We start from the raw sequence: 21462 nt of genomic DNA, 5'->3' as shown, positions 1-21462 counted from the left end.
AGCGTGGGAGCTGGCTTGCCTGCGATGGCGCCGGGCCAGGCGCCACATCTTCAGGCCTTGATGAAATGCTTGCGGTAATGCTGCAGCTCGGCAATCGACTCGCGAATATCATCCAGCGCCAAGTGCGTGCTGCCTTTATGGAAGCTGTCTTTGACTTCCGGCGCCCAGCGCGCGGCCAATTCCTTAAGCGTGGACACATCCAGGTTGCGGTAGTGGAAGTAGCTTTCCAGCGCCTTCATATGCGTATAAAGGAAGCGACGATCCTGGCAGATGCTGTTGCCGCAGATCGGCGACTTGCCCTTGGGCACCCACTTTTCCAGGAAGGCGATGGTCTCGGCTTCTGCTTCGGCCATGCTGATACGGCTGTCGCGCACGCGCTGGGTCAGGCCGGAGTTGCCATGAGTGCGGGTATTCCACTCGTCCATGGTGGCGAGGACGGCGTCGCTGTGGTGGATGGCAATCACCGGCCCTTCGGCCAAGGTGTTGAGGTTGCTGTCGGTGACAATCGTCGCCATTTCGATGATGACGTCGGTGTCAGGGTTCAGACCGGTCATTTCCAGATCGATCCAAATCAGGTTCTGTGGGTTTTGCATGGCTTGATTCTCTTGGCACCTTGGCTTAGCTGCGCAGTTTAGCAGGCAGGGGCATGCTAGACTCGCGACCGTTTTACCCAACCTTTGTATTATCGACACGGAACACCAATGGCCAAACGCCAGCTCAACCGTCGCCAAAACTGGCGCATCGAAAAGATTCAAGGTGAACGCGCCGCTCGCGCCGCCAAACGTGAATCCTCCGCCGTGGAAGCGCTTGAAGGCGGCGACCTGGGCCCCGAGCAAACGGGCCTGGTGATCGCGCACTTTGGTGTACAGGTCGAAGTCGAGGCGCTGGAAGGCGAACTCGCAGGCTCTGTATCCCGTTGCCACCTGCGCGCCAACCTGCCTGCGCTGGTCACCGGCGACAAAGTGGTCTGGCGTGCCGGCAACCAGGGCATCGGCGTGATCGTCGCCCAACTGCCTCGCACCACCGAACTGCGCCGCCCGGACAGCCGCGGCCAGCTCAAGCCAGTGGCGGCCAACGTCGACATGATTGTCATCGTGTTCGCGCCACTGCCTGAGCCGCATGCCAACCTGATCGACCGCTACCTGGTCGCAGCCGAGCACGCCGGCATCCGCCCGCTGTTGCTATTGAACAAATTCGACCTGATCGACGAACAGAACGCCCCGGCGCTCAACGCCTTGCTGGCGGTGTACCGCACCCTCGGTTACCCGGTGCTGGAGGTTTCGGCGCATCACGGTAATGGTATGGAACAGCTGCAACAGCAGTTGGACGGGCGCATCAGCGTGTTTGTCGGCCAGTCAGGCGTGGGTAAATCCTCGCTGGTCAACAGCCTGCTGCCGGAAGTCGACACCCGCGTGGGCCCGCTGTCGGAACTGTCCGGACAGGGCACCCACACCACCACCACCGCGCGGCTGTTCCACTTCCCCGGCGGCGGTGAGTTGATCGACTCCCCAGGCATCCGCGAATTCGGCCTCGGCCACGTCAGCCGCAGCGATGTGGAAGCGGGCTTCATCGAATTCAACGACCTGATCGGCACCTGCCGCTTCCGCGACTGCAAACACGACCGCGAGCCGGGCTGTGCGTTGCTCAAGGCGCTGGAGGATGGGCGTGTGCAGCAGCAGCGGATGAACAGCTATCGGTCGATTATTGCGAGTCTGCCCGAAAGCAGTTATTAAACTGCTGAAACAACAAGGCCGCGATCATCGCGGCCTTGTTGTATGTGAAGCCTACGAACCCGTACCTGGCACCGTAGGATCCTTCACCCCACCCTCATCAAACAAATTCAGCTTCTGGCGCAGTTCATGCGCCGGCAACGGCTCCTGCCCTGGCGGAATAGCGTTCGGATCGGCCGGCACTTCACCCGGCGCGCCTGCACCTTGGGTGGGTTGCGGTGCCGGCGGCGGGTCACCCTCAATCGCACGCTGGGCCTTTTTGGTCAGCACCACGATATCGATACGGCGGTTGATCGGGTTGAACGGGTCTTTCGCATCAAACAACTGCGAAGACGCAAACCCCACCACGCGCGCGACTTGCGGGTCCGGGTAGCTACCGGCCACCAACGCACGACGTGCCGCGTTGGCACGGTTGGCCGAGAGCTCCCAGTTGCCGAAGTCGCCCTGCCCCGCATAGGGTTTGGCGTCGGTGTGGCCACTGATGCTGATCTTGTTCGGCACCGCCTTGATGGTGTCGGCCATGGCCAGCAGGATGTCTTCGAAGTACGGCTTCAAGCGCGCACTGCCCGAGTCGAACATCGGTCGGTTGGCCGCATCGGTGATCTGGATGCGCAAACCGTCCGGGGTGATCTCGAACGAAATCTGATCCTTGAACTTCAGCAACTGCGGGTTTTCCTCGACCTTGTTCTGCAGCTCTTGCAGCAACAGCTCAAGACGCTCCTGCTCGACCTGTTCAGCCATGGCCTCGACGGTATCGCGCTCGATCGGGATTTTCTCCTGAGGCGATTCGGTCTTGATTTCCGGGTTGATGGTGCGCTCAGGCGCCAACTGCGGTGAGCCGCCCAGGTCGATAACGAAGGGCGTGCCGCTTTCCGAGAAACCAATCGGGTCTTTGAAGTAGCCGGCAATGGCGATCTTCTGTTCCGGCGTGGCAGTGGACATCAGCCACAGCACCAGGAAGAACGCCATCATCGCCGTCGCAAAGTCGGCGAAGGCGATCTTCCAAGCGCCGCCATGGTGCCCCGCAGCGAAGCGCTTGACGCGCTTGATGATTATCGGCTGGTTGTTTTCCATGGCTTAGCGACCGCGAACCGCTTGTTCCAGCTCGGCGAAGCTTGGGCGGTGCTTGGGGTACAGCACCTTGCGACCGAACTCCACCGCCAGCGATGGCGGCATCCCGGAAGCGGAGGCGACCAGGCTGGCCTTGATCGACTCGTACAGGTTGATTTCTTCCTTGGCGTCATGGGCCAGGGAGGTGGCGAGCGGACCGAAGAAGCCGTAGGCCGCGAGAATACCGAAGAAGGTACCGACCAATGCCGCACCCACGTGCATACCGATGGCAGCCTGGTCGCCCTCACCCAGGGACGCCATGGTCACCACGATGCCGAGTACCGCCGCGACGATACCGAAACCCGGCATACCGTCAGCGATGCCGGTCACGGCGTGGGAGGGGTGCTCAAGCTCTTCTTTAAGGCTGAACAATTCCATGTCGAACAGCCCTTCCAGCTCATGGGGGGCCATGTTGCCGGAGGACATGATGCGCAGGTAGTCACAGATGTAGGCGGTCATGCGCTCATCTTTGAGCACGGCCGGGTACTTGGCGAAAATCGGGCTGGCTGCGGCGTCTTCGATGTCGGCCTCGATGGCCATCATGCCTTCGCGGCGGCTCTTGTTGAGGATCTCGTAGACCAGGCCCAACACCTCCAGGTAGAAGGTATGGGTGAAGCGCGAACCGAACATGCCCAGCGACTTCTTGATCACGTGCATGGTCATGTAGCCGGGGTTCGCCTGCAGGAAGGCACCCAGTGCGGCACCGCCAATAATCATCACCTCGAAAGGCTGGATCAGTGCCGCAATTTTACCGTGGGACAGGACGTACCCGCCGAGCACGCTCGCGAAGACGACGATGATGCCGATAATTTTAGCCATAGGAGATGAGTACTTGCGCCGTCGGGTTCATGGACATATTGGGTGTAGCAGAAAACTCTTGTTCTACTTATCGGCAAAACTGCGCCAGACTATAGCCCGTTAAGGCGAAAAGCCAGTTCGGCCCGCTCCGGGCGTGTAGACCGCAAGTGATGATCGCGCCCCTATCATGGCTAATGAAACGACAGTCCCAACTGCAAAACCCAACTCTCTCGCCGCTTGGATCAAGTGCCTGGACGATGTACGACTGCCTGTCCCCCAGGCCAGTCACGACCGCGTGTGCAAAGGCATCCGCGACAGCCGCAGTTCATTGCGAGATATTGCCGAGCTGATGCAAAGCAGCCCGGCGCTCGTCCTCAGCGTGATGCGCGAGGCCAACAGCCACACCCATGGCAGCCTGGCGGAACCGGCGGAAAACCTTGAAGTGGCGCTCAACCGCCTGGGCCTCAAGCGCGCCGAAGAACTGCTGGCACGTCTGCCTTCGGTGCCGGCCAATGAGATCCCCGTGGCATTGCGCCAACTTCTGCTGATCAGCCAGCACGCGTCGCAGCAAGCCAACGGCTTGTTCGGCAGTCGCCTGGCGCGGCTGTGGCAGGACATTCACTGGGGCAGCCTGTTGTTTCTGTCGCCGCTGTGGCCAATGGCGGTCGCCTATCCCAAACTCCTGGAAGAATGGGAACTGCGGGTGATCCACAAAGGCCAGTCAGCCCGCGAGGTCGAGCGAGAACTGTTCGGCGTGCGCCTGCTGGACCTGTGCGTCGGCCTGACCGAAGCCTGGCACCTGCCGATCTGGGTATCCCAGGGTTACACGTTGCTGATGAGCGAGCAGCGCCTGCTGGTCAAGGCCCTGCACATCGCCCGTGAAGACGACCCGCTGCGCCACCAGCAATTGCTCGATGCCGAACCCAACCTGCGCCGCTGGCTGAACCAGCCGGCCAACACCGTGCTGCTGGCCAACGGCCTGGCAATGTCGGCCCAGGAGTCCTGGACCTGCCCGCACACCGAACGCTGGCAGTTGCTCACTGCGCTGTACCTGCAACAGCCCTTGGGCGAGGTGCAGCAACTGGTCCACCAACAGGCTGTCACCAGCGCCCGCACCACCTTGATGCCTGACCTCTGGCACCCGGCGCTGTCGCTGATCTGGCCGTGGCATGTACAGAAGATTCATCGCGGCTTGCTCCCCGCGCCGCCGCCCACCGCCGAGGCCCTGGCCGTGTGGCGCAAACGCTGTACTGAACTGCTGGTGGAGCCGAGCCGCTTTGCCAACGCCATGCACTTGACCACGTGCGCCAAGGAGGCCTTGGTGGCCAGTGGTATGCAGCGGGTCATGCTGCTGATGGCTGACCGCGCCTTGAGCACGTTGCGTGTGCACCAGGCCGATGGCCTGCCGAAGGATGCAGCCAATTTGAGCCTGGATGTGGTCAATAGTACGTTGCTGCAGCGCTTGCTGGAAAAGTCCGCCCAAGTGCGCCTCAACCCTGAAAACCACGCCCAGTTCTCGGCCTTGCTGCCGCCGGTCCTGCGCCGCCTGTTCACCGGCGAACACCTGTTGCTGCGGTCCCTGAGTTGCAATGGCAAGGTGGTGATGCTGATGGTGGCCGACCAGGGCGGCGGGCCGTTCTCGGAAACCACCGTGCAGGCCTTCGGTAAAACCGCCCAATGCATCGAGAAAGCCCTGCACTGCTTTACCAACCGCAGCGCCTGATGCTTGCGCTACAATCGCCCTCTTTTATCGCCAACATTTGTGCACAGGAGACCTCACATGCCTGACTTCTCTGGCTTGCCGCTGGTGATCGAACCCAGCGACCTGCTTGGTCGCCTCGATGCCGAACACTTGATACTGGTGGACCTCACCAGTGCCGCCCGCTACGCCGAAGGGCACATCCCCGGCGCACATTTCGTTGACCCCAAGCGCACCCAACTGGGCCAGCCGCCGGCGCCTGGCCTGCTGCCCAACAAGGCCGACCTCGAGAAACTGTTCGGCGAACTGGGCCACACCCCGGACGCCACTTACGTGGTCTATGACGACGAAGGCGGTGGCTGGGCCGGGCGCTTCATCTGGATGCTCGACGTGATCGGCCACCAGAAGTACCACTACCTCGACGGTGGCCTGCTGGCCTGGCTGGAAGAAAAACGCCCGGTTTCGACTGACGTGCCCACCCCGGTCGGCAACCCCGTCAGCCTGACGCTGCATGATGGCCCAACAGCCACCCGCGAATACCTGCAAAGCCGCCTCGGCGCGCCCGACCTGGGTATCTGGGACGCACGCGGCCCGCTGGAGTATTCCGGCGAGAAAGTGCTCGCAGCCAAAGGCGGGCACATTCCCGGCGCAGTGAACTTCGAATGGACGTCCGGCATGGACAAGGCGCGCAACCTGCGTATCCGCCGCGACATGCCGCAGATCCTCGAAGACCTCGGGCTGACCAAAGACAAAGAAATCATCACCCACTGCCAGACTCACCACCGCTCTGGCTTCACCTACCTGGTGGCCAAGGCGCTCGGTTATCCGCGAGTCAAAGGTTATGCCGGTTCCTGGGGCGAATGGGGCAACCACCCCGACACCCCCGTCGAGATTTAAGGTTTAAGGACAGTTATGAAAAAGCAGTTGTTTATCCTCAGCCAGTACTTGCTGCCGCACCACTTGCTGTCGCGCCTGGCCGGTTGCATTGCCGAATGCCGCGTGCGTTGGTTCAAGAATGCCTTCACTGCCTGGTTCGCCAAGCGCTATCAAGTGGACATGTCCCAGGCCTTGGTTGAAGACCTGACCGCCTACGAGCACTTCAACGCCTTCTTCACCCGCGCCCTGAAAGACGGCGCGCGCCCACTGGACCAAACCCCAGGTGCGGTGCTGAGCCCAGCCGATGGCGCGGTCAGCCAGTTGGGGCCGATCGAGCATGGTCGGGTGTTCCAGGCCAAGGGGCACAGTTTCAGCGTGCTGGAACTGCTGGGTGGCGATTCGGCCTTGTCAGCGCCGTTCATGGGCGGTGACTTCGCCACGGTTTATCTGTCGCCCAAGGACTACCACCGTGTGCACATGCCACTGGCCGGCACCCTGCGCGAGATGGTCTACATTCCTGGCCGCATCTTCTCGGTCAACCAGACCACCGCTGAAAACGTACCCGAGCTGTTCGCACGTAATGAGCGGGTTGCCTGCATCTTCGACACCGAACGCGGCCCAATGGCCGTGGTGTTGGTGGGTGCGATGATTGTGGCGTCGATTGAAACCGTATGGGCTGGCTTGGTGACACCGCCGAAGCGTGAGCTGAAAACCTTCCGCTATGACGAGGCTGCACGCGCACCGATTCACCTGGAGAAAGGCGCGGAGCTGGGTCGCTTCAAGCTGGGTTCGACCGCGATCGTGCTGTTTGGGCCGGGTCAGGTGACGTGGGCTGAAGCGCTGGTGGCGGGTTCGCCGGTGCAGATGGGCCAGGGTATCGCTTTACCTAAAGCCTGACAAAACACCCAATGTGGGAGCGGGCTTGCTCGCGAATGCGGAGTATCAGTCAACACGTCAGTGACTGAACCACCACTTTCGCGAGCAAGCCCGCTCCCACATTTTTTTACCGCGTTTATTCAGTTACAGCTGACCGTCGCGGTCGCGGAAGCCCAGCAGATAAAGCACGCCGTCCAACCCCAAGGTCGAAATCGCCTGCTTCGCCGATTGTTTGACCAGTGGCTTGGCGCGGAACGCTACACCCAGCCCGGCAATCGCCAGCATCGGCAAGTCATTCGCACCGTCGCCGACCGCAATGGTCTGCTCCAGACGCAAACCTTCCTTGTGGGCCAACTCCTTGAGCAGATCCGCCTTGCGCTGTGCGTCGACAATCGGCTCGACCGCCATGCCGGTCACCTTGCCATCCACCACTTCCAGCTCGTTGGCGAACACGTAGTCGATGCCCAGCTTGGCCTGCAATTGCTTGGCGAAGTAGGTGAAGCCGCCGGACAGGATGGCGGTCTTGTAGCCCAGGCGCTTGAGTTCGGCGAACAGGGTTTCGGCGCCTTCGGTCAGGCGCAGGGAGGCGCCGATGGAATCCAGCACACTCACGTCCAGGCCCTTGAGCAGCGCGAGGCGCTCTTTGAAGCTGGCGCGGAAGTCGAGTTCACCGGCCATGGCGCGCTCGGTAATTTCGGCAACCTGCTCGCCGACGCCCGCAGCCTTGGCCAGTTCATCGATGACTTCGGCTTCGATCAACGTGGAGTCCATGTCAAACACCGCCAGGCGACGGTTACGCCGGAACAGTGAATCCTCCTGGAAGGCGATATCGACGTTCAGCTCCTGGGCCACGCTGAGGAACTCGGCCCGCAAGGCTTGCGGGTCGGCTGGCTCACCGCGCACGGAGAACTCGATGCAGCCCTTGCCCTGGTCGGCCGGGGTATCCAGCGGCATGCGACCCGACAGACGGTCGATATGGTCGATATTCAAGCCATATTGCGCAGTAATGGAGCTGACGCGCTGCAGTTGCTCGGCGGTGACCTTACGGGTCAGCAGCGTCACAATGTGGCGTTTCTTGCCCTGACCAGCCACCCAGTGCTGGTAGTCCTCTTCGGACACCGGGGTGAAGCGCACCTGCTGATCCAGCTTATACGCAGTAAACAGGATGTCCTTGAGTACTGAAGACGCCTGTTCAGTGCTCGGAATCTCGACCAGGATGCCGAACGACAGGGTGTCGTGGATCACTGCCTGGCCGATGTCGAGAATGTTCACACCACCCTGGGCCAGAACGCCGGTAATGGCCGCGGTAAGACCCGGGCGGTCTTCCCCAGTGATGTTAATCAGGACAATTTCGCGCAAGGCGCACCCCCAGGCTGGAAAAAAACCGCATTCTACCCACTTTCAGTGACCATCGGGCACAGCCAGCGCTTTGCCGGTTCTAGGGCTGTCGCTATACTGCGCGTCAACTTCACGGACCAAGAGCCGAGCGCAAGTGAACCGGCCCACGCCAGTAAAAACCGATAACTTCTTCCTGCTGATCTTCCGGGCACTGCGCCACCGCCGTGTACCGATCGCATTACGCATCGCCAGCCATAACGTGATCCTGGTCGCCCTGGCCCTGGTGATCTACGCCTGCGTGATGGGTTTGCAGTTCAAACAGGCCATGCACGAGCAAGCCGACGCCCTGGGCGAGAGCTTGACCACCCAGACCGCCACCTCGGCGACTGAGCTGTTGGTGTCCAACGACATTCTCAGCCTCAACGTGCTGCTCAACAACCTGACCAAGAACCCGCTGGTGGCTCACGCCGCTATTTACAGCGTGGACAACCGGATCATGGCCGAAGCCGGGCAGCGCCCGAAAAACGGCCTGCTGGGTGAAGCCGAAGGCCTGTACCAGAGCAATATTACGTTTCAGGACGTGAAGGCTGGCCAACTGCGCATCAGCCTGGACATGCAGCAATTCCAGCAGCCGATGACCATCAGCCTGCAAAGCATGGGCATCTTGAGCGCAATCCTGCTGGCGTTGGCGTTGGCCTTGAGCCTGCGCCTGGGCCGACATATCTCCACGCCGCTGATGCAATTGCGTATCTGGCTGCGCGATATCGACGAACACACCCCGGCCACCGACCGCCAGGATGAGATCGGCGACCTCGCTCGCCAGTTGCACGCCAGCTTCGCCCCGGAGCCGGTGGTGCGCGAAGTGGAGCCAGAGCCCGAGCTCGACGAAACCGACTACGACGACGAGCCTGAGCGTGAAGTGCAAGACGCTCCGGTAGCGGGCCTGAAGCCTGCTACCCGCCAGGCGTTCAAAGCCGAAGAAGACGAGCTGGACGACGAAGATCCGTTCGCCGACCTGCGCGACACCTCGGCCAGCACACCGGCCGTCGCACCGAAACCGGCCCCGGTGAAGAACGCCGAACCCCAGTTCAGCGCGGTATTGGCTGTGCAACTGGGTGCGCAGGATCAGTTGCGTCGGCTGCCCCGTGCACGCCTGACCGAGCTGCTGGAGCGTTACCGCGACTGCCTCGACCAGGCCGCGTCGCTGTATCAGAGCGAACTGCACACCCTGAACGACGGCAGCACGCTGATGCTGTTCCACAGCGAAGACAGTGGCGAAGACTACCTGACCAACGCGATTTGCTGCGGCGAGCTGCTGCGCGCCCTGGGCCACGCCCTGCAGATCGAAGTGGCCGACAGCGGCATTACCTTGCAACTGCAGTTGGGCCTGACGGTGAGCGATGATCTGTTTGGCATGACCCAGATCGACCTGCTGCTCACCGAGAGCGCCCAAGACGCCCTGGCGCTGTCGCAGCACAGCCGCAACCTGTTGCTGGTGGAGCGCAAGATCAGCGAAGACACGCTGATCCGCCAACGCGCACGTATCCGCCCGATTGCCAGCCCAGAGGGCGCCAGTTGCGTGGAGAGATTGATGGAGCCGTACCCATCGATGCTGGAGCGGCAGTTGGCGCGGATGCACGAGACCCGCACCAAATAACCCTGTATGACTCATGTGAGAGCGGGCTCGCCCGCGATAGCGAAGTATCAGTTAGCCCATCAATAACTGAATCCCCGCGCCCCCTCCCACAGTGAAACGGTGCCAGGCCCCAACGCTTGGCCCCAAAAAAAGGCCCGCTGGAGTAAGCGGGCCTTTTTTTGTGCGCGTTTCAGATCAGAACCTGAACACTTCCATATCCGTGCGAATCGGCGTCGCCATCGGCATCTTCGGCTTCTGCGGTTGTGCCGGCTTGGCCTGTACCGGAGCGCTCTGCTTACGCGGCACTTCGGCAATCGGCGGTTGGTTGGCCAATGGCTTGAGTGCCACCGACAACTGCTGTGCCAGATGCTGCAACAACACGCCCTGGGCCTGGACCTGGGACGCGGTGGTGCCGGTATGCTCCTCCTGCAGGTGCACGATGCGGTTATCGCGCACCTGGCCACGACGATCGATCAAGCGCCACTGCGCATCGAGAATCGCCGGTTGCGACGTACCAGAGTCAAGACGGGTAATGGTCAGCAACACCTGCACATCCGGGGTAAACCCGGTCGGCGCGGGCGCCAGCACCACACGCTGGCTATCCAGTTGACCCGCGACCTGGCGCAACATCAATTGGTTGATGTCGGAAGACAAGCTGCCCGCCCAACGACCATCCGTGGAACCTTGCAGGCTGCCGTCGTTCTGACGTTGCAGCAGTGTTTCGCGTTGCAGGTAGTCGGCAACGATCACCGGGCCCAGCAAGACGGCCATGCCAGCCGTCTGTGCGGGTTGAGCCGGACTTCCGCTGTCCAGCTGGTACAGCGACACCGGCTGATGTGTGCTGCAACCCGCCAGCCCCAAAAGGCCAGCGAGCATAAAAAATAAAGGAAGGCGTGGAGCAGTCATCATCCCATCCAGGTGGCTGCCACAAGGCGAACCACAATGTAATACTAAAAATAACCTAAACACGCTCGGCCACGCCGGCGCTGGAAAGGCCATATCATCCGTGAATATGCGCCATGACTCCAGCGCCAAAGCGTCGATCTACGCGTTAAATCGTAGATCGAGGGCTCTAATACGCGTTAAACCGGCGTTTCCACCAGCAAAGCATCCACACGTTGGAAGCCACGTGGCAATTTGTTACCACGCCGGCCACGCTCACCCTTGTAGTGCTCAAGGTCATCGGGACGCAGGGACAACGTACGTTTACCGGCCTGAAGCACCAAAGTCGCGCCTTCCGGGATCACTGCGATGTCGGTCACGTACTCTTCGCGACTGGCCACGCGCTCGCCGGGAATACCGATGATCTTGTTGCCCTTGCCTTTGCCCAACTGCGGCAGATCACTGATCTTGAACACCAGCAAACGCCCTTCGGTGGTCACCGAGGCCAACCAGTTGCCCTCACGGTCATCCACCGGCCGCGGCAGGATCACCTTGGCGTTGTTCGGCAAGCTCAGCAAGGCCTTGCCTGCCTTGTTCTTGGCCTGCAGGTCTTCACCCTTCACCACAAAACCATAACCCGCGTCGGACGCAATCACGTACAGCGCATCATCGTCCGGCAGCAACACACACTCGAAATTTGCACCTGGCGGCGGCGTCAGGCGCCCGGTCAACGGCTCACCCTGCCCCCGTGCAGACGGCAAGGTGTGGGCCGGTACCGAATAACTGCGCCCGGTGGAGTCGATAAACACCGCAAACTGGTTGGAACGCCCGGCGGCGGCGGTCTTGAAGCCGTCGCCCGCCTTGTACGACAAGCCAGTGGCGTCAATATCATGCCCTTTGGCGGAACGAACCCAACCCTTTTCCGACAGAACGACGGTAATTTTCTCGTTTGGCAGCAGTTCGGTTTCTGTCAGAGCTTTCGCCTCAGCGCGCTGGACGATCGGCGAACGACGGTCATCGCCGTAGGTTTCGGCGTCTTTGATCAGCTCGCTGCGCACCAACTTCTTCAGCTTGGCTTCGCTGCCCAGCAGGGCTTGCAGCTTGGCTTGTTCCTTGAGCAGCGCGTCCTGTTCGTCGCGCAGCTTCATTTCTTCCAGCCGCGCCAACTGACGCAAACGGGTGTCGAGGATGTAGTCAGCCTGGATCTCGCTCAGCTCGAAACGCGCGATCAACTCGGCTTTCGGATGCTCGGCGGTACGGATGATATGGATCACTTCATCCAGGTTGAGGTAAGCAATCAGCAAACCGTCCAACAGGTGCAGGCGACGCTCGACCTTGTCCAGGCGGAATTGCAGGCGACGACGCACGGTCTGCACCCGGAACTCCAGCCACTCCACCAGCAGGTTGCGCAGGTTTTTCAGCTGCGGCTTGCCGTCCAGACCGATGATGTTGACGTTGACCCGATAGCTGGACTCAAGGTCCGTGCTGGCAAACAGATGCTGCATCAGCACTTCGTGGTCGACCCGGCTGTTGGTCGGGATGATCACGATGCGGCAGGGGTTTTCGTGGTCGGATTCGTCACGCAGGTCGGCAACTTGCGGCAATTTCGACGGTTTGGCCTGCATCAGCGCGGCGATCTGCTCCAGCACCTTGGCACCCGACACCTGGTGCGGCAGTGCGGTGACGATAATGTCGCCATCTTCGATGTGGTACACGGCGCGCATGCGCACCGAGCCCTTGCCGGTCTCGTACATCTTCAACAGGTCGGCGCGCGGCGTGATGATTTCCGCTTCGGTCGGGTAGTCCGGGCCCTGGATGTGCTCGCAAAGCTGTTCCACCGTGGCCTTCGGCTCATCGAGCAAGCGCACGCAAGCGGTGGCGACTTCACGCAGGTTGTGCGGCGGCACGTCGGTGGCCATGCCGACTGCGATGCCCGTGGTGCCATTGAGCAGGATATTCGGCAAACGTGCCGGCAACACCAACGGTTCGTCGAGGGTGCCGTCGAAGTTAGGCCCCCAGTCGGCAGTGCCCTGCCCCAGTTCGCTCAGCAGGACTTCCGAATAGCGCGACAGACGCGCCTCGGTGTATCGCATGGCGGCGAACGACTTGGGATCATCCGGCGCACCCCAGTTACCCTGGCCGTCTACCAGTGTGTAGCGATAGCTGAACGGCTGGGCCATCAGCACCATGGCTTCGTAGCAGGCGGAATCGCCATGGGGGTGGAACTTACCGAGCACGTCACCCACGGTACGCGCCGACTTCTTGTGCTTGGAATCGGCATCCAGGCCCAACTCACTCATGGCGTAGATAATGCGCCGTTGTACAGGCTTCAGGCCGTCGCCGATATGCGGCAAGGCACGGTCCATGATCACGTACATGGAGTAGTTGAGGTAGGCATTTTCGGTGAAGTCAGCCAGCGACCGGCGTTCTACGCCGTCTAAGCTGTCTGCGAGGATGTCACTCATGCGGGCCTCATCATTGTCGGATAAGGCGCAGCGGAACTGCCGCTGCACCGGGTCAATTCAAAAAAACAGGGGCTCATGGGCGGGCGCTCCAGCCACCGGCAGGGGCGGCGAAACGGTAGACCATGGGGCGTTTTTCACCATCGGCGCGGGGGCCGAAATTGTTGTCGATGCCAAGCCAGGCCCCTTCCGCGTCGATCAACAGGGCTTCGGCCAAGCCATAAGGCTGGGCGTAGCGCCGCTCGGGCGCCAGGGTCTCGTCGGCAAACGACCAGCACAGCTCGACCTTGGCCGTGGTGGGATCGCGTCGGCAAATCTGGAACGCATTACGCTCCAGGGTAAACAGTTTGCCGTTGAACAGCGCCAGGTCGGCGAAATCCTTGGATACCGCCTTGGCATTGGTGAACTTGGCTGGCTGCACGTCCTTGCCGGCCTCGCTCAGCAACACGCAGGCGCCCTCACAATCCCAAACGCTCTGCCCACGCTTGATCGAGATCAAGCCACGTCGCTCACGCTCGGCCGCCAGCCAGATCTGATTGCCGTCCGGGCTGATTGCCAAGCCCTCGAACAAGGCATTGAAATGCAGCAACATGCCACTTGCACGCGCTTCGCGCACCATGCCTGGGGCGATCTTCAACCACTCGGTATCACCCTGCTCGCCGGAAAACGGCACTCTCAGCACCGCCGCATGGGCTTCACTGACGATGTAGCGATTTCCCTCGGCATCGCAGCTGATGCCTTCAAAATCCAGGTCGCCACCGCGAATGAACGACGCGGCCTTGGTTCGCGAGCGCAACCCCCAGGGCAACCCTGACTCAGGCACTGGCGGCACAACGATCCCGTACTTCTCGGCTTTCCACACCGCTGCGCGGGTATCAAGTCGATAGATCTGGTCGTCATCGCGATCGGAAACCGTCCATAACTCTTTGCCACACAGCGCCAGACCCGACAGGTTGCCACCGCGCATGCCGTCCACCGGGTGTTCGGACACCAGTTTCAGCTCAGCCACGGGCGCGGCAGCCACCTGGGTAGCCGCAAGCCCGCTCAACATCAGGATCGCCAGGGCGAAACCTGTGCGCATCAGCCCAGAACCTCGGCCAGGTTGCCTTTGGATTCCAGCCACGACTTGCGATCCGGCGCGCGTTTCTTCGCCAGCAACATGTCCATCATTTCCGAGGTGGCGGCGAAGTCGTCGCCCAGCGTCAACTGCACCAGGCGCCGGGTGTTCGGGTCCATGGTGGTTTCGCGCAGCTGCGGCGGGTTCATTTCACCCAGCCCCTTGAATCGCGTGACCTGTGGCTTGCCACGCTTCTTCTCGGCCACCAGGCGGTCGAGGATGCCGTCACGCTCGGCTTCGTCCAGGGCGTAATAAATTTCCTTGCCCAGGTCGATCCGGTACAACGGCGGCATGGCGACGTAGACGTGGCCAGCCTCGACCAACGGGCGGAAGTGCTGCACGAACAGTGCGCACAGCAGCGTGGCGATGTGCAGACCGTCGGAGTCGGCGTCGGCGAGAATGCAGATCTTGCCGTAGCGCAGCTGGCTCATGTCCGCCGCGCCTGGGTCCACACCAATGGCCACGGCGATGTTGTGCACTTCCTGGCTGGCCAGGACTTCGCTGCCATCGACTTCCCAGGTGTTGAGGATCTTGCCGCGCAACGGCAGGATCGCCTGGAACTCCTTGTCCCGTGCCTGCTTGGCGGAACCGCCGGCGGAGTCACCTTCCACCAGGAACAGCTCGGAGCGCATCGGGTCTTGCCCGGCGCAATCGGCCAGCTTGCCGGGCAACGCCGGGCCCTGGGTGATGCGCTTGCGCTCGACCTTTTTGCTCGCCTTCAAGCGACGGCCGGCGTTGTTGATCGCCAGCTCGGCCAGGGCCAGGCCCAGTTCAGGGTGCTCGTTGAGCCACAGGCTGAACGCGTCCTTGACCACGCCGGAGACAAACGCCGCCGCCTCGCGGGACGACAGGCGCTCCTTGGTCTGACCGGAGAACTGCGGCTCCTGCATTTTCATCGACAGCACGAACGCGATGCGCTCCCACACGTCTTCCGGCGCCAGCTTCACGCCGCGGGGCAGCAGGTTGCGGTACTCGCAGAATTCGCGCATGGCATCCAGCAAGCCTTGGCGCAAGCCGTTGACGTGGGTGCCGCCCTGGGCCGTCGGGATCAGGTTGACGTAGCTTTCCTGCACGCTGTCGCCACCTTCCGGCAGCCACAGCAACGCCCAGTCCACGGCTTCTTTATTACCGGCCAGGCTGCCGCAGAACGGCTCGTTGGGCAGACGTTCGAAGTCGCTGACGGAATCTTCCAGGTACGAACGCAGGCCGTCTTCGTAGTGCCACTCGACCTTCTCGCCGGTGCCTTTGTCTTCAAAGGTCACCAATAGGCCTGGGCACAACACAGCCTTGGCCTTGAGCACATGCTTGAGGCGGCTGATGGAGAATTTCGGCGAATCGAAGTATTTCGGATCCGGCGCGAAGTACACGCTGGTGCCGGTGTTGCGCTTGCCAACGGTGCCAATCACTTCCAGGTCGGTGGCTTTGTAGCCATCGGCGAAGGTCATCTGGTACTCGTTACCGTCGCGCTTGACCTTGACCCGCACCAGCGTGGACAAGGCGTTGACCACGGAAATGCCCACGCCGTGCAGGCCGCCGGAGAACTGGTAGTTCTTGTTGGAGAACTTACCGCCGGCATGCAGTTTGGTGAGGATCAGCTCGACGCCCGGCACCCCCTCTTCGGGGTGGATGTCCACCGGCATGCCGCGACCATCGTCGGACACTTCCAGGGAGTGGTCAGCGTGGAGAATGACATGCACCGACTTGGCGTGACCGGCCAAGGCTTCGTCGACGCTGTTGTCGATGACTTCCTGGGCAAGGTGGTTCGGCCGACTGGTGTCAGTGTACATGCCGGGGCGTTTGCGCACCGGGTCGAGGCCCGAGAGGACTTCGATGGCGTCGGCGTTATAAGAGCTAGCGCTGGGAGTGGCCATGGGGTCTCGTCGTGAGTCGTTCGATTAAAAAGTGACCTGCGATTTTTACAGTGAAGAAAAATCGAAGGATTGATACTGATCTGCGCCAATGCCCGCAAAGCTCAACATCGCCGGCAATTGCCGGGCGAACCCCTGGTAACCGTGGTCGCCGCCGGCCTGGATGCGTAAGGCACAGGCCCGGTAGTACTGCTGGGCGAGGCGATAATCCAGGGTTTCATCCCCGGTCTGCAACCACACCTGATACCGCGCGGCGTCCTGGGGCGCCGGTACTTCCAGCTCGGCCAGCGCCGTGACGTGATCGTGGGTCAGTTCCCAGGTTTCATCGGTGTAGAGGTTCTTCTGGGTGCCCAGGTAACCATCGAACATCCGATGGGGGCTGACCGCCGGATTCACCAACAGCGCCTTGAGGCCATGGCGTTCGGCAAGATGGGTTGCATAGTAGCCGCCGAGTGAGCTGCCGACCAGCAGTGGCCGCCCCAGTTCAGCGATCGCCGCTTCCAACTGTGCAATCGCCTGACGGGGATGGTGATGCAGGGCCGGCACGCGTAATTGGTCGGCCAGGCCGATGGCGCCCATCACGGTGATCAACTGGCTGGCCTTGTTGGACACAGGCGCACTGTTGAAACCGTGGATATACAGGATCGAGGCAGACATGCCAGGCTCTCCGTGACTCAGCCAAAGAGGCGCAGTTTACAGGGATCGGGGTGGTGTGTGAGTCCCTCTACCCTCAATACACTGAAGATCCAATGTGGGAGCGGGCTTGCTCGCGAAGGCAGTGTGTCAGCCAATACCGCCGGTGACTGGAACACTGCATTCGCGAGCAAGCCCGCTCCCACATGTTGATCAGCGTTTACAGCTATTAATAGCCGTTGCTGCCGTAATCCACGGTAAATGCAAAATTTTGAAGCCGCTCCACCCCAGTTTCCAACCGTCCGTCGGCATGCAAGCGCAGCCAGCGATAACCCGGCGCTTGCTCGCTGACCTTGAAATCTTCACTGCCCGGCGCGAACTGGATGCAGGTGGAGGGCGATGCCAGCAGCCGCACGCCGTTGCGCTCGCGGTCGATTTCCTGGTGCACATGGCCCCAGAGCACCGCCCGTACCTGCGGGAAACGGTCGAGCACGGCAAACAACGCATCGGGATTGCGCAAACCGATGGGCTCCATCCAGGCACAACCGATGGGCACCGGATGATGGTGGAAGCACACCAGATGATGACGATTCGGCGCTTCGCTCAGGGCCTGGGCGAGCCGCTGCAGTTGCTGGTCTTGCAGGTAACCCGGCACCGAACCGGGGACAGCGGAGTCCAGCAGAGTGACGCGCCAGTGACCGATATCGACCACCGGCTCCAAGAGATCGCTGTGCACGGCGGCGTGGGCCATGATCTGCGGCTCGTCGTGATTGCCGGGAATCCAACGCGCCGGGGCGTCGATCTGCCGGGTCATGTCTCGAAATTGCTGGTACGACTCCAGTGTGCCGTCCTGGGACAGGTCCCCCGTCGCCAACACCAAATCAATACGCCGCTGCTGCGCGCGCACCAATTCGATGACGCCTTGCAGGCTGTCGCGGGTGTTCATGCCCAACAGCGTACCGTCGGCCTCGGCAAACAAGTGGCTGTCGGACAATTGCACCAGCAATGCAGGCGCATCGGGGCTCACAGTGGATACGCTCGGCAAGGCGCTCTCCCAAGGCAATCACAGGAATGGACGTGTGGCGTGATTATGCTGGGGCAGGACACAAGAGGAAACCTTAGGAAGCAGATGCAGTTCACATCTACCGCACAACTTCGAACTCGTGGCCCAGGGCCAGGCAGTGGCTCAACCATTCACCGAGGAACACATTGAGCTGTGCTTTCTCATCGGGCTGGTGCATGAACACGTTGGGGTAAGGATAGATGCTGCGAAAGCGCCGCGCATGTTCGGCGCTGATCACTTCGGCCATGCGCGCGTCGTGGTACACCTGCACTTCCAGTTGCGGCACCGGCAACCATGGCAGGCTGTGCTCCTGGCGCACGCGCAGGGTGGTGGTGTACGGGCAATTGACGATGACTTCCAGTGCCAGCACGCCAAGCATTTGATCGCCATGGGTCACGCCGATGCGCCGCGCCTCGGGGGCATGGCGCATGTCGGGCAGCAGGCGCATCAGCCGCGCATAGTTGGCCTCGCAGGCCGCTTGCAACCCGATCAGGTCGACTCGATAACGTTCCCGTGCCTTTACTGCCATAACCCCCTCACTTCCGCGCGATTAAGCGCAAGCCATTGCAGGGCGATAATGCTGGCTGCATTGGAAATTTTGCCGTCGCGCACCGCTTGCAGGGCATCTTCGAAGGCCCATACGGTGACGCGGATATCTTCAGCTTCTTCTTCCAATCCATGGACGCCCCCCGCGCCCGAGCTGTCGCAACGGCCCAGGTACAAGTGGACAAATTCGGTACTGCCGCCGGGCGACGGGAAATACTGGGTGATCGGCCACAGCGCCGAGAATGTCAGCCCAGCTTCCTCCTCGGCTTCGCGGTGTGCAACCTCCTCCGGCGCTTCATCCTTGTCGATCAGGCCGGCGACCATTTCCACCAGCCACGGGTTGTCGGTCCGACCCATGGCGCCTACGCGGAACTGCTCGATCAGTACCACCGTATCGCGCTTCGGATCGTAGGGCAGCACGCACACGGCATCGTGACGAACGAAGACTTCGCGATTGATCACCCGGCTCATGCCGCCATCGAACTTCTCGTGGCGCAGTTGCACGCGATCAAGCTTGTAGAAGCCCTGGTAGGCATTGTCGCGCTGAACAATTTCGATAGTGCTCGGCGTCGATTTTGCGATGTCCGTCATATCCCTTCCTCGTTGAGCCTGCGCAATTGGCGCCATCCTAACGCGCTCATGCCTCTGGATGCAGCCCCTTTCCAGTTGCCGGGATAGACGGCGGGCGTCAAACTCACTCTAATCAGCTTAGTGGCGAACTGACTGCCCTGCCGGTAGTCGAAGCTCCACAAATTTCGCTCTTATCGCTAGACGAAGGACATCCATGTCGCTTTTAAAAATCGCCTCCGTGGCCTGCATCGCATTGACCCTCGGTGCCTGCCAAAGCCTGTTCCAGCCGAGTTACAAAACCCCGCTGGACGCCACCCGCGACGCCACCGAGCAGAGCAAGCCAGGCTGCGCCAGCGCCGACTGCCCACTGGTGAATATCGACACCGTGCACTTTGCCAAGGAGCCGAAGCTGGATGCACTGATCGAACAGCGCCTGCTGGAAATGACCCGCACCAGCCCGAACGACCCGCTGCCGACCAGCCTTGAGACCTACCGCGAGCAATTCCTGAAAACGGCCGCCCCACGCAACAGCATGTACCTGCAGGCCAAGGTACGTGAACAGCATGACGGCTTGGTGATCATCGAGTTATCCAGCTACCTGGACCAAGGTGCCACCCACGGCGAACCGGGCCGTGCATTCATCAACTATTCGCGCCAGCAGCAAAAGGCCCTGACCCTGACCGACATGCTGTTGCCCGGCAAGGAAGAGGCGTTCTGGAAAGCCGCCCAGGTGGCTCACAACAGCTGGCTGATCAGCACCCGCCTGAGCCTGGAGCCGGAGTATGTGAAAACCTACCCCTTCCAGAAAACCCCGAACGTGGCGCTGACTTATGGCGGCGTGATCCTCAAGTACCCCACCACCACCATCGCACCGTATGCCCTGGGCCACGTCGAGTTGCAGATTCCGTACTCGCGCCTGGAGGGCATCCTCAAGCCTGAGCTGGTGCCCGCGCGCCGCTGAAGACCCGGCCCAGGATGAGCTGCAACAGCCCTGCCAGCACCAGCGCCGGCAGGGTTGCACCGATGTCCGGATACAGATGGGCCAGCAAGTGGTAAGTGGCGATACCGCCCAGCCAGGCCAGTAGCGCCGGCCAGCGCAAGCTGGCTACTGCACCCCCGCTACGACGGCGCAGGATGAAATGATCCACCAGCACCACCCCAAACAGCGGCGCGAATACCGAGCCGATCAACAACAGGAAGTTCTGGTACTGCGCCAACGGTGCAAAGCAGGCGATAAGCGTGCAGACCACGCCGATGGCCAACGCCAGGTGCTCGACCTTCAAACGCAGCAACATCCCGCTGGATACCGCCGCCGAGTGAATATCGGCGAAGGCGTTTTCCGATTCGTCCAACAGAATCAATAGAAGCGGAATCCCCAGGCCGGCCCCAGCCAACGCCAGCAACAGCGCGTTGACTTCGCCGCTCGGTGCGAACGCCAGGGTGTAGGCCACGCCCAGGCTCATCAGCCAGAAATTACCGATAAAGAACCCCAGCGCCGTGCCACCGAACACGCTGTGGGCGCGCTTGCCGAAACGCGAGTAATCGGCGATCAGCGGCAGCCACGACAGCGGCATGGCGATGGCGATATCAAAACCCACCGCGAACGGCATCGAACCGTCACCCGCCTTGGCCCAGAGTGTGGCGAGGTCGGCTTTGGCGAACAGGTTCCAGGTGAGCCACAGGCAGGCGGCAAGCAACAACCAGATGCCCCATTTGCGCAAGATCTGGCGCACGAAGGTCAGCGGACCACTGACCGCCAGCAGCGTCGCCAGACCGCCGAAGAATAGGGTCCACAGCAATGGGCTGGCCAATAGGCTGCCTTCACTGAACGCCCGCGTGCCCAACAGGCTGGCCGCGTCGCGCATCACGATGATTTCGAACGAGCCCCAGCCGATCAGCTGCAGCAAATTGAGCAACGCCGGCAGGCTCGCGCCCTTCGCCCCAAGGCTCAGCTTGAGCGCGGCCATGGCGGACAGGCCGGTGTCGCTGCCGATTACGCCGACAGCGGCCAGCAGCAGGACACCCACCAGGGTGCCGAGGAAAATCGCCAGCAACGAACCGGACAGGCCCAAGCCTGGCGCGAGCAATGCGCCGGTTTGCAGGACCATCAAGCCGATGCCGAGGGAGAACCAGAGGGAGAACAGGTCGCGGGCGCCGAAGACGCGTTTGTCAGCGGACACTGCAATGTCCGGGGAGTAAGTGCTGGGTTGAATGCTCAAGGGTGTTATCTCTGAGGGACACTGTGTTGTTTTGGAGAT

General features: G+C 61.5%; 19 protein-coding genes. 6 read left to right on the top strand and 13 right to left on the bottom strand.

From position 1 onward, the window contains the following. Positions 1 to 50: 50 nt before the first annotated feature. Positions 51 to 593, bottom strand: a complete 543-nt coding sequence (orn, locus tag AB4N92_RS14665; RefSeq protein WP_010213620.1) for an oligoribonuclease — start codon at positions 591 to 593, stop codon at positions 51 to 53. Between the two features lie 108 nt (positions 594 to 701). Here orn and rsgA point away from each other — a divergent pair, with 108 nt between their 5' ends. After that, on the top strand, positions 702 to 1733 hold the full coding sequence (gene rsgA / locus AB4N92_RS14660) for a small ribosomal subunit biogenesis GTPase RsgA (protein ID WP_003171340.1): 1032 nt from the start codon (positions 702 to 704) through the stop codon (positions 1731 to 1733). A gap of 51 nt (positions 1734 to 1784) precedes the next feature. Here the strand turns inward: rsgA and motB are convergent, their stop codons facing one another. Next, the gene (gene motB / locus AB4N92_RS14655) at positions 1785 to 2804 is read right to left on the bottom strand and encodes a flagellar motor protein MotB (RefSeq protein WP_010213622.1); all 1020 of its coding nucleotides are present in this window, start codon (positions 2802 to 2804) and stop codon (positions 1785 to 1787) included. A gap of 3 nt (positions 2805 to 2807) precedes the next feature. Next, on the bottom strand, positions 2808 to 3659 hold the full coding sequence (gene motA / locus AB4N92_RS14650) for a flagellar motor stator protein MotA (protein ID WP_010213623.1): 852 nt from the start codon (positions 3657 to 3659) through the stop codon (positions 2808 to 2810). A 166-nt stretch (positions 3660 to 3825) separates the two neighbouring features. On the opposite strand from motA, the gene AB4N92_RS14645 reads away from it, so the two are divergent. The 3 genes from AB4N92_RS14645 to asd are packed head-to-tail and all read left to right on the top strand — an operon-like array spanning position 3826 to position 7110. Further along, complete coding sequence (locus tag AB4N92_RS14645; RefSeq protein WP_010213625.1) at positions 3826 to 5361, top strand: HDOD domain-containing protein; 1536 nt, start codon at positions 3826 to 3828, stop codon at positions 5359 to 5361. Between the two features lie 57 nt (positions 5362 to 5418). Beyond that, complete coding sequence (locus AB4N92_RS14640) at positions 5419 to 6234, top strand: rhodanese-like domain-containing protein (RefSeq protein WP_021493248.1); 816 nt, start codon at positions 5419 to 5421, stop codon at positions 6232 to 6234. Between the two features lie 15 nt (positions 6235 to 6249). After that, complete coding sequence (gene asd / locus AB4N92_RS14635) at positions 6250 to 7110, top strand: archaetidylserine decarboxylase (RefSeq protein ID WP_010213628.1); 861 nt, start codon at positions 6250 to 6252, stop codon at positions 7108 to 7110. A gap of 123 nt (positions 7111 to 7233) precedes the next feature. Here asd and serB read toward each other — a convergent pair whose 3' ends face one another. Then, on the bottom strand, positions 7234 to 8448 hold the full coding sequence (gene serB, locus AB4N92_RS14630; RefSeq protein ID WP_010213630.1) for a phosphoserine phosphatase SerB: 1215 nt from the start codon (positions 8446 to 8448) through the stop codon (positions 7234 to 7236). 133 nt (positions 8449 to 8581) lie between these two features. Here serB and AB4N92_RS14625 point away from each other — a divergent pair, with 133 nt between their 5' ends. Next, positions 8582 to 10084 carry an AhpA/YtjB family protein gene (locus AB4N92_RS14625; RefSeq protein ID WP_010213632.1) on the top strand — a complete coding sequence of 501 codons (1503 nt, stop codon included), beginning with the start codon at positions 8582 to 8584 and terminating at the stop codon, positions 10082 to 10084. A 174-nt stretch (positions 10085 to 10258) separates the two neighbouring features. Here AB4N92_RS14625 and AB4N92_RS14620 read toward each other — a convergent pair whose 3' ends face one another. The 8 genes from AB4N92_RS14620 to AB4N92_RS14585 all read right to left on the bottom strand — a co-directional run bounded on the left by AB4N92_RS14620 (position 10259) and on the right by AB4N92_RS14585 (position 19225). Continuing rightward, entirely contained in the window at positions 10259 to 10969 is a 711-nt protein-coding gene (locus AB4N92_RS14620; RefSeq protein WP_031291429.1) for a PqiC family protein, read from the bottom strand. Positions 10970 to 11145: 176 nt separating this feature from the next. Next, entirely contained in the window at positions 11146 to 13410 is a 2265-nt protein-coding gene (parC, locus tag AB4N92_RS14615; RefSeq protein ID WP_010213634.1) for a DNA topoisomerase IV subunit A, read from the bottom strand. Between the two features lie 73 nt (positions 13411 to 13483). Beyond that, the gene (locus AB4N92_RS14610; protein WP_042571385.1) at positions 13484 to 14488 is read right to left on the bottom strand and encodes an esterase-like activity of phytase family protein; all 1005 of its coding nucleotides are present in this window, start codon (positions 14486 to 14488) and stop codon (positions 13484 to 13486) included. After that, complete coding sequence (gene parE, locus AB4N92_RS14605; RefSeq protein ID WP_047544068.1) at positions 14488 to 16395, bottom strand: DNA topoisomerase IV subunit B; 1908 nt, start codon at positions 16393 to 16395, stop codon at positions 14488 to 14490. Before parE ends, AB4N92_RS14610 begins: the two co-directional genes overlap by 1 nt. Positions 16396 to 16440: 45 nt before the next feature. Next, positions 16441 to 17049 carry a YqiA/YcfP family alpha/beta fold hydrolase gene (locus tag AB4N92_RS14600; RefSeq protein ID WP_010213640.1) on the bottom strand — a complete coding sequence of 203 codons (609 nt, stop codon included), beginning with the start codon at positions 17047 to 17049 and terminating at the stop codon, positions 16441 to 16443. Positions 17050 to 17254: 205 nt separating this feature from the next. Next, positions 17255 to 18070 carry a 3',5'-cyclic-AMP phosphodiesterase gene (gene cpdA / locus AB4N92_RS14595; RefSeq protein WP_069672804.1) on the bottom strand — a complete coding sequence of 272 codons (816 nt, stop codon included), beginning with the start codon at positions 18068 to 18070 and terminating at the stop codon, positions 17255 to 17257. A gap of 97 nt (positions 18071 to 18167) precedes the next feature. Further along, the gene (locus tag AB4N92_RS14590; protein ID WP_003171323.1) at positions 18168 to 18617 is read right to left on the bottom strand and encodes a DUF1249 domain-containing protein; all 450 of its coding nucleotides are present in this window, start codon (positions 18615 to 18617) and stop codon (positions 18168 to 18170) included. Further along, a complete protein-coding gene (locus AB4N92_RS14585; protein ID WP_010213645.1) occupies positions 18608 to 19225 on the bottom strand; it encodes an NUDIX domain-containing protein in 618 nt (205 codons plus the stop codon). Before AB4N92_RS14585 ends, AB4N92_RS14590 begins: the two co-directional genes overlap by 10 nt. Positions 19226 to 19418: 193 nt before the next feature. On the opposite strand from AB4N92_RS14585, the gene AB4N92_RS14580 reads away from it, so the two are divergent. After that, positions 19419 to 20165, top strand: a complete 747-nt coding sequence (locus AB4N92_RS14580) for an RsiV family protein (protein WP_042571384.1) — start codon at positions 19419 to 19421, stop codon at positions 20163 to 20165. On the opposite strand, the gene cytX is transcribed toward AB4N92_RS14580, so the two are convergent. Next, positions 20134 to 21423, bottom strand: coding sequence for a putative hydroxymethylpyrimidine transporter CytX (gene cytX / locus AB4N92_RS14575; protein WP_010213647.1), 1290 nt, complete (start codon positions 21421 to 21423; stop codon positions 20134 to 20136). The two genes, AB4N92_RS14580 and cytX, sit on opposite strands and share 32 nt — an antisense overlap. Positions 21424 to 21462 lie beyond the last annotated feature (39 nt).

The sequence above is a fragment of the Pseudomonas sp. S3_A09 genome (genome assembly GCF_054668065.1).
This window is presented reverse-complemented; position numbering and strand designations above follow the sequence as displayed.

Bases quoted from the DNA above. Each gene is read 5' to 3' on its own strand.
- orn (WP_010213620.1), bottom strand. From the start codon at position 593: ATGCAAAACCCACAGAACCTGATTTGGATCGATCTGGAAATGACCGGT.
- rsgA (WP_003171340.1), top strand. From the start codon at position 702: ATGGCCAAACGCCAGCTCAACCGTCGCCAAAACTGGCGCATCGAAAAG.
- motB (WP_010213622.1), bottom strand. From the start codon at position 2,804: ATGGAAAACAACCAGCCGATAATCATCAAGCGCGTCAAGCGCTTCGCT.
- motA (WP_010213623.1), bottom strand. From the start codon at position 3,659: ATGGCTAAAATTATCGGCATCATCGTCGTCTTCGCGAGCGTGCTCGGC.
- AB4N92_RS14645 (WP_010213625.1), top strand. From the start codon at position 3,826: ATGGCTAATGAAACGACAGTCCCAACTGCAAAACCCAACTCTCTCGCC.
- AB4N92_RS14640 (WP_021493248.1), top strand. From the start codon at position 5,419: ATGCCTGACTTCTCTGGCTTGCCGCTGGTGATCGAACCCAGCGACCTG.
- asd (WP_010213628.1), top strand. From the start codon at position 6,250: ATGAAAAAGCAGTTGTTTATCCTCAGCCAGTACTTGCTGCCGCACCAC.
- AB4N92_RS14620 (WP_031291429.1), bottom strand. From the start codon at position 10,969: ATGACTGCTCCACGCCTTCCTTTATTTTTTATGCTCGCTGGCCTTTTG.
- parC (WP_010213634.1), bottom strand. From the start codon at position 13,410: ATGAGTGACATCCTCGCAGACAGCTTAGACGGCGTAGAACGCCGGTCG.
- AB4N92_RS14610 (WP_042571385.1), bottom strand. From the start codon at position 14,488: ATGCGCACAGGTTTCGCCCTGGCGATCCTGATGTTGAGCGGGCTTGCG.
- parE (WP_047544068.1), bottom strand. From the start codon at position 16,395: ATGGCCACTCCCAGCGCTAGCTCTTATAACGCCGACGCCATCGAAGTC.
- AB4N92_RS14600 (WP_010213640.1), bottom strand. From the start codon at position 17,049: ATGTCTGCCTCGATCCTGTATATCCACGGTTTCAACAGTGCGCCTGTG.
- AB4N92_RS14590 (WP_003171323.1), bottom strand. From the start codon at position 18,617: ATGGCAGTAAAGGCACGGGAACGTTATCGAGTCGACCTGATCGGGTTG.
- AB4N92_RS14585 (WP_010213645.1), bottom strand. From the start codon at position 19,225: ATGACGGACATCGCAAAATCGACGCCGAGCACTATCGAAATTGTTCAG.
- AB4N92_RS14580 (WP_042571384.1), top strand. From the start codon at position 19,419: ATGTCGCTTTTAAAAATCGCCTCCGTGGCCTGCATCGCATTGACCCTC.